Source organism: Embleya sp. NPDC050493, assembly GCF_044458105.1.
Classification (GTDB): domain Bacteria; phylum Actinomycetota; class Actinomycetes; order Streptomycetales; family Streptomycetaceae; genus Embleya.
The window spans coordinates 272,157-287,962 of the sequence record NZ_JBITHP010000004.1; the positions used below are offsets into that span (position 1 = coordinate 272,157).

14 protein-coding genes and 1 riboswitch are annotated in these 15,806 nt (G+C 72.8%); of the genes, 10 read left to right on the forward strand and 4 right to left on the reverse strand.

Translation table 11 applies throughout. The features are described 5' to 3' along the window. The first annotated feature begins 91 nt into the window (after positions 1-91). The 4 genes from ACIBM5_RS11290 to ACIBM5_RS11305 all read left to right on the forward strand — a co-directional run bounded on the left by ACIBM5_RS11290 (position 92) and on the right by ACIBM5_RS11305 (position 3,931). Positions 92-898, forward strand: coding sequence for an ABC transporter permease (locus ACIBM5_RS11290; protein WP_396006593.1), 807 nt, complete (start codon positions 92-94; stop codon positions 896-898). A gap of 266 nt (positions 899-1,164) precedes the next feature. Beyond that, positions 1,165-2,196 carry an ABC transporter ATP-binding protein gene (locus ACIBM5_RS11295; protein WP_396006769.1) on the forward strand — a complete coding sequence of 344 codons (1,032 nt, stop codon included), beginning with the start codon at positions 1,165-1,167 and terminating at the stop codon, positions 2,194-2,196. Positions 2,197-2,365: 169 nt separating this feature from the next. Beyond that, the gene (locus ACIBM5_RS11300) at positions 2,366-2,818 is read left to right on the forward strand and encodes a very short patch repair endonuclease (protein ID WP_391585057.1); all 453 of its coding nucleotides are present in this window, start codon (positions 2,366-2,368) and stop codon (positions 2,816-2,818) included. A gap of 9 nt (positions 2,819-2,827) precedes the next feature. Beyond that, the gene (locus tag ACIBM5_RS11305; RefSeq protein WP_396006594.1) at positions 2,828-3,931 is read left to right on the forward strand and encodes a DNA cytosine methyltransferase; all 1,104 of its coding nucleotides are present in this window, start codon (positions 2,828-2,830) and stop codon (positions 3,929-3,931) included. Between the two features lie 103 nt (positions 3,932-4,034). On the opposite strand, the gene ACIBM5_RS11310 is transcribed toward ACIBM5_RS11305, so the two are convergent. From ACIBM5_RS11310 to ACIBM5_RS11320, 3 genes are all read right to left on the reverse strand, one after another. Next, the gene (locus ACIBM5_RS11310) at positions 4,035-4,760 is read right to left on the reverse strand and encodes a hypothetical protein (RefSeq protein ID WP_396006595.1); all 726 of its coding nucleotides are present in this window, start codon (positions 4,758-4,760) and stop codon (positions 4,035-4,037) included. 164 nt (positions 4,761-4,924) lie between these two features. Next, a complete protein-coding gene (locus ACIBM5_RS11315; RefSeq protein WP_396006596.1) occupies positions 4,925-6,340 on the reverse strand; it encodes a tetratricopeptide repeat protein in 1,416 nt (471 codons plus the stop codon). Between the two features lie 279 nt (positions 6,341-6,619). Beyond that, positions 6,620-7,543, reverse strand: coding sequence for an NAD-dependent epimerase/dehydratase family protein (locus tag ACIBM5_RS11320; protein WP_396006597.1), 924 nt, complete (start codon positions 7,541-7,543; stop codon positions 6,620-6,622). 119 nt (positions 7,544-7,662) lie between these two features. Between ACIBM5_RS11320 and ACIBM5_RS11325 the strand changes: the two genes are divergently transcribed. The 3 genes from ACIBM5_RS11325 to ACIBM5_RS11335 all read left to right on the forward strand — a co-directional run bounded on the left by ACIBM5_RS11325 (position 7,663) and on the right by ACIBM5_RS11335 (position 11,591). Next, positions 7,663-8,691: a GlxA family transcriptional regulator gene (locus ACIBM5_RS11325; protein ID WP_396006598.1), complete on the forward strand. Its 1,029-nt coding sequence runs from the start codon at positions 7,663-7,665 to the stop codon at positions 8,689-8,691. A gap of 42 nt (positions 8,692-8,733) precedes the next feature. Beyond that, positions 8,734-10,245 carry a hypothetical protein gene (locus tag ACIBM5_RS11330; RefSeq protein ID WP_396006599.1) on the forward strand — a complete coding sequence of 504 codons (1,512 nt, stop codon included), beginning with the start codon at positions 8,734-8,736 and terminating at the stop codon, positions 10,243-10,245. Between the two features lie 113 nt (positions 10,246-10,358). Continuing rightward, positions 10,359-11,591, forward strand: coding sequence for a hypothetical protein (locus ACIBM5_RS11335; protein ID WP_396006600.1), 1,233 nt, complete (start codon positions 10,359-10,361; stop codon positions 11,589-11,591). A gap of 68 nt (positions 11,592-11,659) precedes the next feature. Here the strand turns inward: ACIBM5_RS11335 and ACIBM5_RS11340 are convergent, their stop codons facing one another. After that, positions 11,660-12,391, reverse strand: coding sequence for an ArsR/SmtB family transcription factor (locus ACIBM5_RS11340; RefSeq protein WP_391585064.1), 732 nt, complete (start codon positions 12,389-12,391; stop codon positions 11,660-11,662). A gap of 102 nt (positions 12,392-12,493) precedes the next feature. Between ACIBM5_RS11340 and ACIBM5_RS11345 the strand changes: the two genes are divergently transcribed. The 3 genes from ACIBM5_RS11345 (at position 12,494) to ACIBM5_RS11355 (ending at position 15,368) form a co-directional block, all read left to right on the forward strand. Continuing rightward, a complete protein-coding gene (locus tag ACIBM5_RS11345; protein WP_396006601.1) occupies positions 12,494-13,642 on the forward strand; it encodes a CaiB/BaiF CoA transferase family protein in 1,149 nt (382 codons plus the stop codon). A 302-nt stretch (positions 13,643-13,944) separates the two neighbouring features. Continuing rightward, on the forward strand, positions 13,945-14,145 hold the full coding sequence (locus ACIBM5_RS11350; RefSeq protein ID WP_026218153.1) for a cold-shock protein: 201 nt from the start codon (positions 13,945-13,947) through the stop codon (positions 14,143-14,145). 95 nt (positions 14,146-14,240) lie between these two features. Continuing rightward, positions 14,241-15,368, forward strand: coding sequence for a threonine aldolase family protein (locus tag ACIBM5_RS11355; protein WP_396006602.1), 1,128 nt, complete (start codon positions 14,241-14,243; stop codon positions 15,366-15,368). A 155-nt stretch (positions 15,369-15,523) separates the two neighbouring features. Further along, positions 15,524-15,622, forward strand: a riboswitch (cobalamin riboswitch). Positions 15,623-15,806: the final 184 nt, after the last annotated feature.

Below are 15,806 nucleotides of genomic sequence, written 5' to 3' on the forward strand. Positions count from 1 at the left end.
GCCTCCCCGAGCCTCCCGCCGCCCACGAGACGCACGCACGCCGGCCGTACGCGCGCGGGCCGTACGCGCGCGGGCCGGGCGCCCGCGGGCCATGCGCATGCGAGCCGAACACCCCCGGCGCGCCGGCGCGCCGTTGGCCCTGCTCGTGCCCGGCCTGATCGGCCTGGTGTTCCTGGTGCTGCCGCTGGTCGGGCTGCTGGTCCGGGCGCCGTGGAGCGACCTGGGGAGTCAGCTCGGCAGTACCGAGGTCCGCGAGGCGCTCAAGCTCTCGCTGTTCACCGCGACCGTGGCCACCGGCATCGTGCTGCTCCTGGGCGTGCCGCTGGCCTGGCTGCTGGCTCGGACCGACTTTCCCGGCCGTCGGCTGGTCCGGGCGCTGGTCACACTTCCGCTGGTGTTGCCGCCCGTGGTGGGCGGCGTCGCGCTGCTTCTGGTGCTCGGCCGCAAGGGCATCGTGGGCGAGTGGCTGGACGACACGTTCGGCTACACGCTGCCGTTCACCACGACCGGCGTGATCGTGGCCGAGGCGTTCGTGGCGATGCCGTTCCTGGTGATCAGCGTCGAGGGCGCGCTGCGGGCGGCCGACCCGCGCTACGAGGAGGCCGCGGCGACGCTGGGCGCCTCCCGCTGGACCGCGTTCCGCCGGGTCACCCTGCCGCTGATCGCGCCCGGCGTGGCGGCCGGCGCGGTGCTTGCGTGGGCCCGCGCGCTCGGCGAGTTCGGCGCGACCATCACCTTCGCCGGCAACTTCCCGGGCAAGACCCAGACCATGCCGCTCGCCGTATACCTGGCCCTGGAAACCGACCCGGAGGCGGCGATCGTGCTCTCCCTCGTGTTGTTGGCGGTGTCCGTGCTGATCCTGGCCGGCCTGCGCGAGCGCTGGATGACCACCTCGTGACCGGCGCGAACGAGCCGAGCCGAGCGGACCGGGCGACGGGCCCTGCCAAGCCGGGCCCGGACCAGGCGGCCGACCCGGACTACGCGGCCGACCCGGACCAGGCGGCCGCCCCGGATCACGCGACCGACCCGGACTACGCGGCCGACCCGGACCACGCGACCGACTCGGGCCAGGCGGCCGCCCCGGACCACGCGAGCGCCCCCCACGAGCCGACCGCCCCCGAGCAGCCCACCACCCGCGACGCCGGCCTCGACGCCCACCTCGTCGTGGCCCGCGACGCGTTCCGTCTGGACGTGCACCTGACCGCCGCGCCCGGCGAGGTGGTCGCCCTGCTCGGCCCCAACGGCGCCGGCAAGAGCACCGCCCTGCGCGCCCTGGCCGGCCTCACCCCCCTCGGCGCCGGACACACCCGGCTGGCCGGCGTCGACCTGGAGGATCCCGAACGGCGGCTGTACACACCGCCCGAGCGGCGCCCGGTGGGCGTGGTCTTCCAGGACTACCTGCTCTTCCCGCACCTGTCCGCGCTGGAGAACGTCGCCTTCGGCCTGCGCTGCCAGGGCGTGGGCCGACGCGAGGCCCGGAGCCTGGCGGCGGACTGGCTGGACCGGGTCGGCCTGGCCGAACACGCGGGCGTCAAACCCGGTCGGCTCTCCGGCGGGCAGGCCCAGCGGGTCGCGCTCGCCCGTGCGCTGGCCACCCATCCGCGGTTGTTGCTCCTGGACGAGCCGTTGGCCGCGCTGGACGCGCGCACCCGGGTGGCCGTGCGGGCGACGCTGCGTCGGCACCTGGCCGACTTCGACGGGGTCGCGGTGGTGATCACCCACGACCCGCTGGACGCGATGGTGCTGGCCGACCGGCTCACCGTGATCGAGGCGGGCCGCGCGGTCCAGACCGGCACGCCGGCCGAGGTGGCCCGCCATCCGCGCACCGACTACGTGGCGCGCCTGGTGGGCCTGAACCTGTACCGCGGCACCACCTCGGCCGGCGGCGTCGACCTGGCCGCCGGGCAGCGCCTGGTGGTGGCCGAACTCCCGGACGCCGCCCAGGTGTTCGTGGCCTTCCCGCCGGCCGCGGTGACGCTGTACCGGACCCGCCCGGACGGCAGCCCGCGCAACCTGTGGCAGGTCGAGGTGGGCGGCATGGAACCGCACGGTGACACCGTCCGGGTCGAACTGACCGGCCCGGTGCCGCTGCTCGCCGACGTCACACCGCTCGCCGTCGCCGAACTCGAACTCGCGCCGGGCAAGCCGATCTGGGCCGCGGTCAAGGCGACGGAGGCGCGAGCGTACCCAGCCTGAGCCCCGCACTCGGCATGGCGATTCGGCCTGAGCCCCGCACTCGGCGCGGCGATCCGGCCTGAGCCCCGCACTCGGCGCGGCGATCCGGCCCGAGTGCTGCCTCCGGCCCGGTGCCTCCGGCGCGGCGCGCCGGCCGTCGCCGGGCGCGATGACAGTGCGACCGTGCACCATGGTGTCCGTGACAAGCCTGACCACCACGGAAGCGACCCGCGCGCGGATGAGTCGCCAGCGCAGCAAGGACACCGGCGTCGAGGTCGCGTTGCGGCGTCTGCTGCACGCCATGGGCCTGCGCTACCGCGTGCACCGCCGCCCGCTCAAGGGCATCCGCCGCGAGGCGGATGTCGTGTTCGGCCCGACCAAGGTCGCCGTCTACGTCGACGGTTGCTTCTGGCACGGGTGCCCGCAACACGCGACCTGGCCCAAGCGCAACGCCGAATTCTGGAAGGCCAAGATCGAGGGAAACCGCACCCGCGACGCGGACACCGACCGACGGATGGCCGAGGCCGGCTGGCTCGTCGTCCGCGTCTGGGAGCACGAGGACGCGGTCACCGCGGCGGCCAGGGTTCGGGATGCCGTGATCGCAAGGCGCACGGCCGGCCAAGTGCTGCGGCCGCAGCACTAACCTGTCCGCATGGCACGACCCATCACCATGATCGACCTGTTCGCGGGCTGCGGTGGAATGACGTCCGGATTCGCCGCCGCGAAGGGTTTTCGGCCGGTCATGGCGGTCGAGTGGAATCTGCACGCGGCCGCGACCTATGCCGCCAACTTCGGCGAGGCGCACATGCGCTGGGGCGACATCGCGGAGATCCCGGACCGGGACATCCCGCGCGCCGACCTGATCATCGGCGGCCCGCCCTGCCAGGGCTTCTCCAACCTGGGCAGCCGCAACGTCGAGGACCCGCGCAACAAGCTCTGGAAGGAATACCTGCGCTTCGTGCGTCGGGCCCGGCCCAAGGTGTTCGTGATCGAGAACGTGGACCGCTTCCAGAAGTCCGCCGAGTTCGCGCTGTTGCTCGCCGAGGCGCAGCCCGGCGGCCTCCTGGAGGGGTACGTGCTCACCGATGCGCTGCTCCCGGCGGTGGACTACGGCGTTCCGCAGCGCCGCAAGCGGGCGATCGTGATCGGCTCCCGGATCGGCGGGATCGCCGTCCCGGAGCCGACCCACGGTCCGGGCCTGTCACGGCGTTGGAACACCGTCCGGGACGCGATCGAGCACCTGCCGCGCGTGCCCGGGACGACCAGCCTGCCCGCCTCCAAAACCGAGTTCTTCGGGCGTACGGTGCCCGGCGTGTTCAAGGAGGCCGACCTGCACCTGGCCCGCACGCCGATCGAGCGCTCGCTGCTGCGCTACGACTGTGTCCCGCCCGGCGGTGGCCGGTTCGACCTGCCGGACCACCTGCTGCCGGACTGCTGGCGGAACAAGAAGTCCGGCACGACGGACGTGATGGGCCGGATGCGCTGGGACCATCCGTCGCTGACCATCCGGACCGAGTTCTACAAGCCGGAGAAGGGCCAGTACCTGCACCCGCAGTGGAACCCGGACGACCCGACCGACCGGGTCAACCGCCCGATCACGCATCGCGAGGCGGCCCGGCTCCAGTCGTTCCCGGAGACCTTCGTGTGGTGCGGCTCCAAGACCGAGATCGCCCGGCAGATCGGCAACGCGGTGCCGCCGCGGCTCGCGGAGGCGATCGCCCGCCACCTGAAGCCGCGGTTGCAGGCGGCGGGGTAGGGCAGCGGGGCGCCGGGCCGGGGGCAGGCGTGGTGGGACGAGAGCCGGCGCAGTAGGGCGAGAGCCCGGAGCACGTGCCCGGGCCGCTTCCGCCGGCCGAAGCTCAGGTGCTCGGGGCACCTTCGGCGCCGTCCTCGTCTTCGCCCGAGGCGTCGCCCTTGCCCGGACCGGCGTCGGCCGCCTCCGCGTCCAGGCCGTACATCCGAGGCGGCAGCTGCTGCTCCGCCCAATCGAGGTCGGCGTCCAGGTCGAGCCAGATCCGGTCCCGGCGGTCGGCGGGCGCGTCGAGGTGGATCGCGACCCACGTGAAGATGCCGCACACGGTGGCCCGGTCCCGGTCCGGCGCGGCGATCTGGGCGGCGAACCAGACGGACACGCCGGCGCGGGTGGGGATCAGGTACTGCTCGTCGTCCGGGGCCGGTCGGCCGGTGGTGGCGCAGCGCGGCGGTTCGAGGATCTTCATCCAGGTCAGCACGGCGCCGGGGGCCTGGTCCTCGAAGCACTCGGTGACCGACTCGCGGATCGCGCCGGCCGGGTCGTCGCCGAGCCAGCCGAACCACGCGTCGTCCTCGACCAGCTTGGCGAAGTCGTCCTGCGGCGGCCCGTGCCGCGGGTTCTCCCGGTACTCGCCGGTCAGCAGTCCGTCCGGGCCGACCACCCACGCGCCGCGGATCGCCTCACCGGGGACGTAGCCGTTGGGATCGTCGGCGAACGCCGGGTCGATCTCGGCGACCGACCCGCCCGGGCTCCGGGCTGCCGCGGCCGCCAGTCCCGGATCGTCCGGAATCCGGCGTCGCGATCCGGAGCCGGTCGCCCGGGACTCACCCATGTGTGCCACTCTCCCGTGTCGCCGATGCGGTCGATGTCGTCGCGGGTCGATCGGCCCGGCCCGTGACGAGTGCGCAATTCTCGCGCATGCGACGCGGGCGCTCGCGGCCGACCCGCGGCGGGGCCGGGTACCGCGCCGCGATCGATCCGCCGGCGTCGGGCCGGTCAGCGGCCCCAGGCGACGGTGATCGCGGCGGTGTGTTCGGCGGCGCGCTCGCGGGCGTCGGCAGCCTCCGTCGGCCGGCCCAGGGCGTCGGCCAGGCGAGCGCGGCCGAGCCAGTTGTACGGGCTGGTCGGGCGCACGTTGATCCGTTCGCTCAGCAGTGTCCGGGCCAGGTCGTGCCGGTCGGCCCGCAGCGCGGCCTCGACCAGGGTCTGCTGGATCGCGTCGCGCTGGGCGTGGCTGCCGCCGAACGTGTGCAGGCGGTGCCGGATCGGGAGGAGGATGTCGACGGTGTCGGCGTACCGTCCCTGCTCGAAGGCCACCAGCGCCCGGCAGACCGGCAGGCCGACCTCCGCGGTCATCGTGTGGTTGGCCACGCGCGGATGCGGCTCGGCGAGCCAGGTCTCGCGGTCACGGACCACCGCCTGCGCGGCGGCGATCCGGCCGGCGCCGAGGTAGGCCATCACGGCGTGGGTGTCGTTGAACGCGTAGTACGGGCCGTCCGCCCGGGCCGCCCACGCGTCGGCGACCCGATTCCAGCGCTCCACCTGCGGGTTGCCCGCGAGGTGGATGCGCCACAACAGGGCCGAGGCGTCCAGGAGTTCCATCGCCAGGCCGGCGGACTTGTCGTGGTGCAGCACCGCGTCGTGGACGGCCAGCGCGCGGTCGATCGCGCCGGCCTCGATCGAGAACAGGCCGTAGTGCCACCAGTTGTGCACGTTCAGGTAGTTGCCGCTCGTCCAGTCGGCGGTACGGGCGTCGAGGAAGCGGATGCCCTCGGCGAACCGGCCCTGCATCTCGTACGTGTGCACCACCGCGTGGATCGCCCACACATCGCGCGGATTCGCCGCCACGGCGGCCAGCCCGGCCTGTTCGGAGCGCGCGTAGTGGCCGGCCTCCTCCAGGCCGAACGCGGCCATGCCCAGCACCGGCCCGTAGTGCGGGTCGTCCCGATCCCACGCGCTCAGTACGCCGCCGACCCGGTCGCGCAGTCGGAGGGCGTCGCCGGTGAGGAAGTCGATCTGATGGCCGACCGACAGCGCGAGCGCGTCCCGGGGATACGCCACGACCACCTCGTGCAGGATGTCGCCGGCCCGGTGGATGTCGCCCGCCAACCACGCATCCGCGGCCCGCATGTGCGCCACCTCGCGGGCGCCGACCCTGGTCGGGGTGGGCACGAAGGCGGCGTGCCGCGCACGCGCGGCGGCGGCGTCGCCCGACTCGGTGCCCAGCAGGCCGAGATAGGCCGCGAACACGTTGGCCATCGGTGCCCCCGGGTCGGCCGAGAGCATCGCCTCGACCTCGGTGATCACCTCCGGCCGGAAGAACAGCAGCGCGTCGAGCGCACGTTCGTAGTGCCGGATCGCCTCCGGGCCCATCCCGGACACTTCGAGCCCGTGCCGATCCACCGTGCTCATCGCGGGGTCCTTCCGTCGCGCCGTTCGCCGTGGATCCAAGATGGCACGTCGGGGCCCGCGGCCGGGCCCCGACGGGCCACCGTGTGCGCCGCGGCCGGCACCGGGAAGCCGGACCGGGCCGACGACGGGGCCGATGGGGACGACCGCGACGAGCGGGCGACCGGGCCGGCTGCGGCGGCTCGCCGGCCGCGATACGGCGCGTGACCCTTCGACGCCGCCCCACCCGCGGGCGGCACGGCGAGCCCGCGCGCCGCGGATCGCCGTGCGTGCGCCGACGTCCTACCCGCGTGCCACCGCGAACTCCGCCAATGCGGTGTCCAAGGGCGTGGCCACCACGTCCAGGGTCTTCGTGGTGAACGTCGCGTCGAGGGTGGAGCCGCCTTCGGAGAGGTAGAGCATCTCCTCGACCTCGGCCATGATCGAATTCTCCCGGCCGATCGTGCGCACCTCCTCGGCCGTCATCCGGGTCAGTCGTGGAACCGGCGAGCCGGTGAGTTCGGCGAGGCGGGCGGTGACGGCGCGGGCGGACCCGGTCGACGAGGGTACGTGCCACGCCCGGCCCCAGGTCTCGGTGGAGCGTGCCGCCGCGACCAGCGTGCGGGCCACGTCGCCGATGTGGGACCAGCTCCGCGGTGCGTCCGGGTCGCCGGGGAGTGCGGCGGGGGTGCCGGCGAGCACGTGCGGGACGACCAGGAAGTTGTACAGCGAGGCCGCATCCGCGCCCACGAAGTCGCTCGCGCGGACCTCGGTGACCCGGGCCCGCCCCGCGTCGTGCGCGGCGAGCGCCTGCGTCCACATCGCCGCCCGCACGCGGCCCTTGACGGTGGTCGGCGCCATCGGCAGGTCCTCGGTCATCGGCCCGTCCACCGGGCCGTAGCCGTACACGTTGCCGAGCATCACATAGCTCGTCCCCGTCCGCTCCGCCGCCGTGAGCAGCGCCGCGGCCAGCGGCGGCCAATCGGTGGGCCAGCGGTCGTAGGCCGGCATCGCGCAGTTGAACAACGTCCCTGCGCCCCGCGTGAGTTCGACCAGTCGGGCGGCGTCGGTCGCGTCGGCGGCGATGCGTTCGATCAGCGGATGCTCGGGGCCGGTGCCGCGGCGGGTGACGATCCGGACCCGCTCGCCGGACTCGGCGAGCAGCAGTGCGGTGGCCGAACCGGTGGCGCCGGCACCGATCACGACGTGGAAGACGGAGGAGGACATGTTCGCTCCGGGAAGGGGAGAGGGGGAGGAAAGGCGTCCGAAGGGGACGTGATCACCCTCCCGTCCGCGCCCGGTCGTACGGTAGTGGCCGGAATGCCAAACATCCGGAGGTTCGGGCCATGCATCGAATAGCCGTGGTGGCCGTGCCGCCGGTGACCACGTTCGACCTGTCCATCCCGGAACTGGTGCTCGGCGCGGTCGACGTGGTCGACGGGGTGGCCGGCTACCGGGTCCGGGTGTGTACCGCCGAGCCCGGCGCCGTGGTCGGCACCGGCAGCCTGGACATCGTGGTGCCGCACGGCCTGGACGCGATGGACGACGCCGACACGGTGATCGTCACCGGTACCGGCGCCCGGGCGGACGCGGACCCGCGCATCCTGGCCGCGCTGCGTACCGCCGCGGCGGCGGGAAAGCGGGTGGCCTCGATCTGCACCGGCGCATTCGTGTTGGCGCAGGCGGGCCTGCTGGACGGGCGCGCGGCCACCACGTACTGGACGATGACCGAGGAGTTCCGCCGCCGCTTCCCGGCCGTGGACCTGCGGCCGGACGTGCTGTACGTCGAGGACGGGCCGATCCTGACCTCCGCCGGCCTGTCCGCCGGGATCGACCTGTGCCTGCACCTGATCCGGACCGACTACGGCGCGGCCACCGCCAACATCGTCGCGCGTCTGGTCGTCGCGGCACCGGTACGTCCGGGCGGCCAGGCCCAGTTCATCGAATCGCCGCTGCCCCCGGAAAGCGGCGTATCGCTCGCCGACACCCGCGCCTGGGCGCTGGCCCGACTCGACGAACCCCTCACCCTGGCCGACCTCGCCGCGCACGCGAACACCAGCGTGCGCACCCTGACCCGACGCTTCCACGCCGAGACCAGCCTCAGCCCGCTGCAATGGCTGCTCCACCAACGGGTGGACCGGGCCCGGGAGTTGCTGGAGACGACCGACCTGTCGATGGAACTGGTCGCCCACCACAGCGGCGTCGGCACCACCGACTCGCTGCGCAAACACCTCGTGCGCCGCACCGGCCTGACCCCCAGCGGCTACCGCGCGGCATTCACCCGGATCCCGGCCGGTACCGGCGAAGTCCCGGGCATGTCACGGGCCTTCCACGCCCTACCCGTCGACGCTAAATCGCCGACGCAGAGTTCGTGAACCGGCCATTCGGAGTTGGGACGGCTGTGGAACAGTCGTGGGATGAACGATTTTGTTCTTCCGAACCCTGGCGAGGATGTGGTGCAGGATTTCGATCACGACGACACGCCGTACACATGCCATGGCTACGGGAACGCCGACGTCGGCCTGACATTTCCGGTCCCGGGGAGCCCGGCGCTGCTCCAGGTGGTCAAGGAGGCGGGAACCAGCCTTCAGCTGTGGTCCGTACGAGCGGCCGGCTCGCCGTTCGGCGAGTGGATACACACGGCGCCCCAACAGGGCGAAGAAGGCAGCCTGTTGGTCCACGACACCGGTCCGGACGCCCTGTCCATGCTCAAGGTCACCAGTGACGGCGCGTGGACGCTTCAACTGAAGGAACCGGGTGCGGCGCGCGAACTCACCGAGACGCTCGCGGGTCACGGCCCGGAGGTCGTGCGCTACGACGGCCCGCCCTGCGTGGCCATGCTCAGCGGGGGTGTCGACCGCCCCGGGCGCGATCGGATCCGGCAGCGGCCCGGATTCGCGGCAGGAGCGGTCTTGATCGTGTACCCCGACGGTGCGTCGGTCGATCCGCAGGAACGACCCGCCGAGGTCGTGGAGCTCGACGACGGCCGGTATCGCATCACTCTCGACGGCCCGCGACTCCTGGTGGTGACGACCGCGGACACCTGGCAGCTGACGACGGACGCGGCCGTCCGGGAGGTTGATCGGCAGCACGCCCACCCCTCGGCCCATCGCGGTACGGGTTCGCGCACCGTGGCGGTCACCCTGCCCGACCCGAGTGCTCCGGCCATCCTGGAGGTGCTCGCGTTCGCGAACATGGGCGTGGATGTGCCGGACTGGCCCTATCAGGAAGGTGTGTTCCGTACACACCGGGTGGAATCGGGACATCCGAAGCAGCGCTACCTGTTGTTCCCGAGGTTGAGCTGCGACGCTCCGATCGAGATCGACCTCGACGCGCCGGGCGGCGAATGGGAGTTACGGGTCACCGAGTTGGCGGGCGCGCGGGCGTTGGACCGGTCTGCCGAAGGGTTCGGGAGTGATGTGCTGCGCTACGACGGGCCGCCGGCACGCCTGCTGCGCGACCAGGGGAGCCTGTCGTCGACGATCCGCCGATGGGCACAAGATCCGGCGGGGGAGTGGAGTTGTGCCCACCTGAACGGCGGTCCGGAGGACCTGGGATCGGTCATCGGCGTCGGCGTCGAACCGGACACGATCAGCGTGTCGGGACAGGGCTTCTGGAGGTTCTCGGTACTTCCGATCGAGCACGTGCGCAACTTCGATCACTCGATCTCCGGACGCGGCCCGGAGCTCGTTCGATATACGGGGTCGCATGCCACGCTCGATGTTCGGGCGGGCGTGGTGCGGGCGGCCCGGGTGACCGTGGAAGTACCGGCACCCGAGCTGGTGCGGTACCGGCTCGGCTCGGCAGCTGCCCGGGGCGGGCTTCGGAAGGCTTCTCCGCGGCACCGCCGCCCGGTGGCGCCCGGCTTCCTGGCCGTCACCGCGAATAAGGGGCAGTCCTGGCGGATCGATGTGCACCCGGAGGATTGACCGCGGCGTGCCACCCGGCCCGAGCGCCGGACGGAGTCCGGGCTCGCGGCCGTCGGTTCGGGAAACCGGGGCTCCGGTTTACCCGACTCGCGCCTACGTGGGATCGTCGGACGATGTACGAACCAGGCCCGGGCAACAGGGCGCTCCCCGAGCCGTTGCGGGGGCATGGGCAGGACGACACGCCCTTCACCCATCGGGGCATCGGCGACGCCGACGTGGTCCTCGACATGCCGGTGCCGGGCCGGGTGGCGCTGATGCAGATCGAGAGCGCACCGGGTGAACGCCTGCGCCTGTGGCGGATCGATCGGCCGGGTGGACCGGCCCGCACGTGTGTGTACAACGGGCCTCCCGAGGGCTCCGACGCGAGCATCCTGACCTCGGACGAGGGGCCGGGGCAGGAGTTGACGGCCGTACGTGTCCGGTGTGCCGGCGCGTGGTCGTTGCAGCTCAAGGGCCTCGGTGCGGCACGGGAGTTCGAGCGTTCGGTCGAGGGCTTCGGCAACGAGGTGCTCCGGTACACCGGGCCGCTCGGGGTGGGCAGGCTCGGCGGTGCGCCTTCGGGTGGTCCGGTCGACGTGCGGTTGCTGCCGCCGTCGATGCCGACCGACGCCGGGGAGTGGCAGGGGATCGAACGGCATTCGGAACGACCCTGGCAGTCGGGGGAGTTCCAGGTGGTCGGGCCGCGGACGATGGTCGTCACCGCGCGCGGGCCGTGGTCGATCGACGTCGAGCCGACGACGCCGATTCGCCCCGATCTGCCCTCGGGCACCTTCGTGTTGCACGGCACGGGCGACCTCGCGGCGACCCTGCCGATCACGCATCCCGGCGAGACCTCGGTGCTGGAGGTGGTGTGGGTGTCGGGGCCCGCATTCACCGTGAAGTGCGGGGAGTACGAGATCCGGCGCGATCCTCGCCACTGGCTGGGGCCCAATCGCCCGTGTGTGCGGTTTCGGCTCGGCGTCGAACTCTGGGAGCGTGGAGTGCCGGTCCGGATCTTCGGGCAGGGCAGCGAGTGGGAGCTGCGGACGACCACACCCCGTGACGCGCCCTCGGGCACCGGTCTCGGCGTGGCCGACTACGACGCCGCCGACCTGGCCTGGTTCCGCAAGCTCCCGACGCCGGTGTTCCCCGGCCGCGACCGGCCCGGCGCGGATGCGACGCCCGGGGCCGGGCGGTGGCTACGGCCGGTGTGGTCACCCGGGTCCGAAGCCGACGCGGCGCCCGACGCGAGGTCCGCTGCCGGCCCGCACCACTCGCCGAACGCACCGGCTTCGCCTGGACCCGGGCGCTCTCGGGCCCGCCGCCTGCTGCACCGGTTGCGACCGCGGTCCCCGTCCGGCGACTGACCGACGAGCCGCAGCGAGCCGCCCGACGGCGTTCGCGCCGACCACGTCGCCGTCCGGGGTCGGCTCGGTCATGCCACCTCGAACTCCGCCTCCCGCATCCCCAACAACCGCCCCAACTCGGCGCGCCCCAGGTCGGTGACGCGGACCGCGCGGCCCGTGCCGACCCGCTCCGTCCAGCCGCGGTCGCGGAACAGCCGGCACAGTTCGGCGCCGGCCGTGCCCGCGAGGTGGTGGCGGCGTTCGGTCCAGTCCAGGCACGGGCGGGCCAACGGGCGTTTGCGCGACGTGGTCAGGTCGGCGCCCAGGTCGGTGAGCCAGTCGATGCCGGTGTCGGTGAGCGCGAAGCCGGCGTCCTGGCGGAGCAGGTCGCGGGCCGTGAGCGCGTCGGTGACGGCCACGCCGAGCCGGCCGGCCAGGTGGTCGTAGCAGGTGCGGCCCCTGGCCAGGGCCGCGCCGGCCGAGTGCGCGCGCAGCGAGTTCGCCGGTCGGGGGGTGGCGGGCGTCGCGTAGGCGGCCAGGTCCTCGACCATCCGGGCCACCCCCGCGTCGGCCAGCCGGACGTAGCGGTGTCGACCCTGCCGCTCCTGGACCAGCAGACCGCCCTCGACCAGCCTGGTCAGGTGCTCGCTGATCGTGGACGGCGCGACCCGGCAGTGCCGGGCCAGCTCGCCGCCGGTCCAGGCACGCCGATCCAGCAGGGCCAGGCAGACCGCCGCGCGCGTCTCGTCGGCGAGGAGCGCGGCCAGGGCCGCGAGTCGCGGGACCGAATCCGGGTCGGTGGCGCGTGCGATCGAGTCCATGCCGCCATCATCGGCCGGCCATGCTTCGGCACGCGCCGAAGGGTCGGCCGGACCTCCCCCCGACGCCTCGTCCCCCTCCTGACGCTCTGCCAGGATGGACGCGTGCTCCTACCTCTCGCGGGCGTCACCGTCGTCTCCCTGGAACAGGCCATCGCGGCGCCGTACGCGACCCGGCAACTGGCCGATCTCGGCGCACGCGTGATCAAGATCGAGCGACCCGGCGCGGGTGATTTCGCCCGGGCGTACGACGAAACCGTCGAGGGGTTGTCGAGCCATTTCGTCTGGGCCAACCGGGGCAAGGAAAGCCTCGCGCTCGATCTCAAGGACGAGCGGTCGGCGGAAATCCTGGACCGGCTGCTCGCCCGCGCGGACGTGTTCGTGCAGAACCTGGCGCCCGGCGCGGCGGATCGGCTGGGCCTGGGCGCGGCGGATTTGCGGGCCAGATTTCCGCGGCTGATCGTCTGCGGAATATCGGGTTATGGGACTTCCGGTCCCTACCGCGACAAGAAGGCGTACGACCTGCTCGTGCAGTGCGAGGCGGGGTTGTTGTCGGTCACCGGCACGCCCGACGCGCCCGCCAAGGCGGGTATTCCGATCGCCGACATCGCCGCCGCGATGTACGCCTTCACCGGCATGCTGACCGCCCTGTACGAGCGCCGAGTCACCGGCGAGGGCAGCGCGTTCGAGGTGTCCATGCTGGATGCGCTCGGCGAGTGGATGGGTTTCCCGTACTACTTCGCGACCTACGGCGGCACGCCGCCGCCGCGCACCGGCGCCCGGCACGCGGCGATCGCGCCGTACGGCCCGTATCGCGCCGGCGACGGCGGCCAGGTGTTCGTCGGGGTGCAGAACGACCGCGAGTGGGCCGCGCTGTGCGAGCGGGTGTTGGGTCGGCCGGACCTGGTCGAGGACCCGAGATTTCGGAGCAATTCGCTGCGGGTGGCCGGCAACGAGCGGCTCACCGAGCTGATCGAGGCGGTCTTCGCGGACCGCACCGCCGCCGAGATCGTGGCGGGCCTGGACGAGGTCGGCATCGCCAACGCCCGGATGCGCACCATCGCCGAGTTCGCCGAGCATCCGCAACACGCCGCCCGGGACCGATTGCGGACGATCGACTCGCCCGTCGGCCCGCTGCGTGCGCTGCTGCCGCCGGTCACGGTGACCGGTCGCGAGGCGGCGATGGGCGCGATCCCGGCGGCAGGCGAGCACACCGCGGCGATCCTGGCCGAACTGGGCATCGAGCCGACGTGAACGATCGGCCTGCCCGCCCGGGCCGGGGGCTCGGGGCGGGGCGGCCGCGGGAGCGATCGGCGGGGCCGTCGGGGTGCCGCGGGAAGAAATATTTTCCCGGGTCCCCGGGTCGGTGACTTTTCCGTGCTAGCCTCGAGGCAGTTGCAGTAGTGGTTCCCATGAATTTTGTGAGCGCCTTACGGTCGTGACCGTCGGGCGCTTTTTGTTTATGTCGAACCGGGTTCATGTGAAAAATGGATTGCTGTTGCGACTTGGACTTGTGCATGTGCACATTTCCATTTGGCACCACGAAGGAGATTTGTATGGCTACTGGAACCGTGAAGTGGTTCAACGCGGAAAAGGGCTTCGGCTTCATCCAGGCGGACGACGGCGGCCCGGATGTTTTCGCGCACTACTCGGCGATCCAGTCGCAGGGCTACCGTGAGCTTGTCGAGGGCCAGAAGGTCTCCTACGACGCTGTTCAGGGCCAGAAGGGCCCGCAGGCGGAGAACATCACCGTCTGACGGCACACATCATCGACAGGCACGGCCCGCACCGATTCGGTGCGGGCCGTGCCTGCGTTCGCTCCCCCCGCCGGCCCGCGGTGGATGATGCGTGCATGGCATACCTCGCGAACGACGACCGCACCGGCCGGCTGCGCGCGATCCGCGCATGCGACCGGATCCTGTCGGGAGTACGACCCGCCACGGTCACCGAACGACTGGCCCGGCTGTCCGCATACGCGCAGGAGCGGGTCGACCCGGACGAATGGCCCGACATGTACGGCGACGGCGGCGCGGTTGCCCGCCTGGAGACCCGCACGGCCGAGCTGCTCGGCACCGAGGCGGCGCTGCTGTTCCCCACCGGCACCATGGCCCAGCAGGTCGCGCTGCGGTGCCACGCCGGGGCGACCGGTTCGAACGTGGTCGGCATCCACCCCAGGGCACATCCGCTGACCTACGAGCGCGACGCGGTGTCGACCCTGTCCGGGCTGCGGCCGCTGCCGCTCACCCAGGGCCCCGGTCAGATCACCGCCGAGGACATCCGCACCGCCGGTGAGCCATTCGGCACGCTCTTCTACGAACTCCCGCTGCGCGACCACGGGTTCGTGCTGCCCTCGTGGGACGAACTGCTCGCGACGGTGCAGGCCGCCCGGGACCGCGACGCCGCGCTGCACCTGGACGGTGCGCGGTTGTGGGAGAGCACCACCCATTTCGGGCGCGGGCTCACCGAGATCGTCGACCTGTTCGACTCGGTCTACGTCTCCTACTACAAGGGCCTGGGGGCGAGCGCCGGTGCGGCCCTGGCGGGCGGCGCCGAACTGATCGAGGAGGCGCACGCGTGGCGGCACCGCTACGGCGGGCGGCCGTTCCAGAACTGGCCGATGGCACTGGAGGCGCTCGCCGCGCTGGACGAGACGCTGCCACGGCTGGCCACCCACGTCGCGCACGCCCCGACCGTGGCGGCGGGCCTGACCCGGGTGCCCGGGGCGATCGTGCACCCGGCCGTCCCGCACACCCACCAGTTCCAGATGTGGCTGCCGCACCCGGCCGAACTGCTCACCCGGGTCGGATTCGAGCACGCCGCCGAGCGCGGCGTGTGGCTGGCCGGCGGGTGGACCGAGCCGGGCCCGCCAGGCCTGTCGTACACCGAGATCACCGTCGCCGATCCCGCGCTGGAATGGACCGCCGACGAGGTCGCCGCCGAGTTCGGCGCGTTCGTGGACCGGGTGCGCGCGAGCCGCTGACCGACGGCGCCCGGGCGCGGACCTGGCCGCGGGCCGGTTTCCGCGGTGACATGTGTCACCACCGGTGCCGACGCCGATCCGGGCATGTTGCGTCAAGGCGGGCCACTGAGCGATGCTGGCCCCGCGCCGGCCCTACCGGCGCGGGGAGGGCGTGGCAGGAACCCGGTGCGATCCCGGGACGGTCCCGCCACTGTGACCGGCTCCGCCGTACGTCGTCATTCGACGGCCACGACGTGACCGGGAGTCAGGAACTGCGCGTCTCACCCCGAGTCCGATGGGGCGAGGACCCCGGAGAGGCGCTCCAGGTGACGATTTCGTCCTGCCGGCGTTCTTGCGTACGCAGCTTCGACTGCCATACCCACCTCAGCGACACCCCCGCGCGCCGCCGCGGCGCGTTCGACCGCGACATCCACCTCGTGGCTCGCCACGCCGGCATCG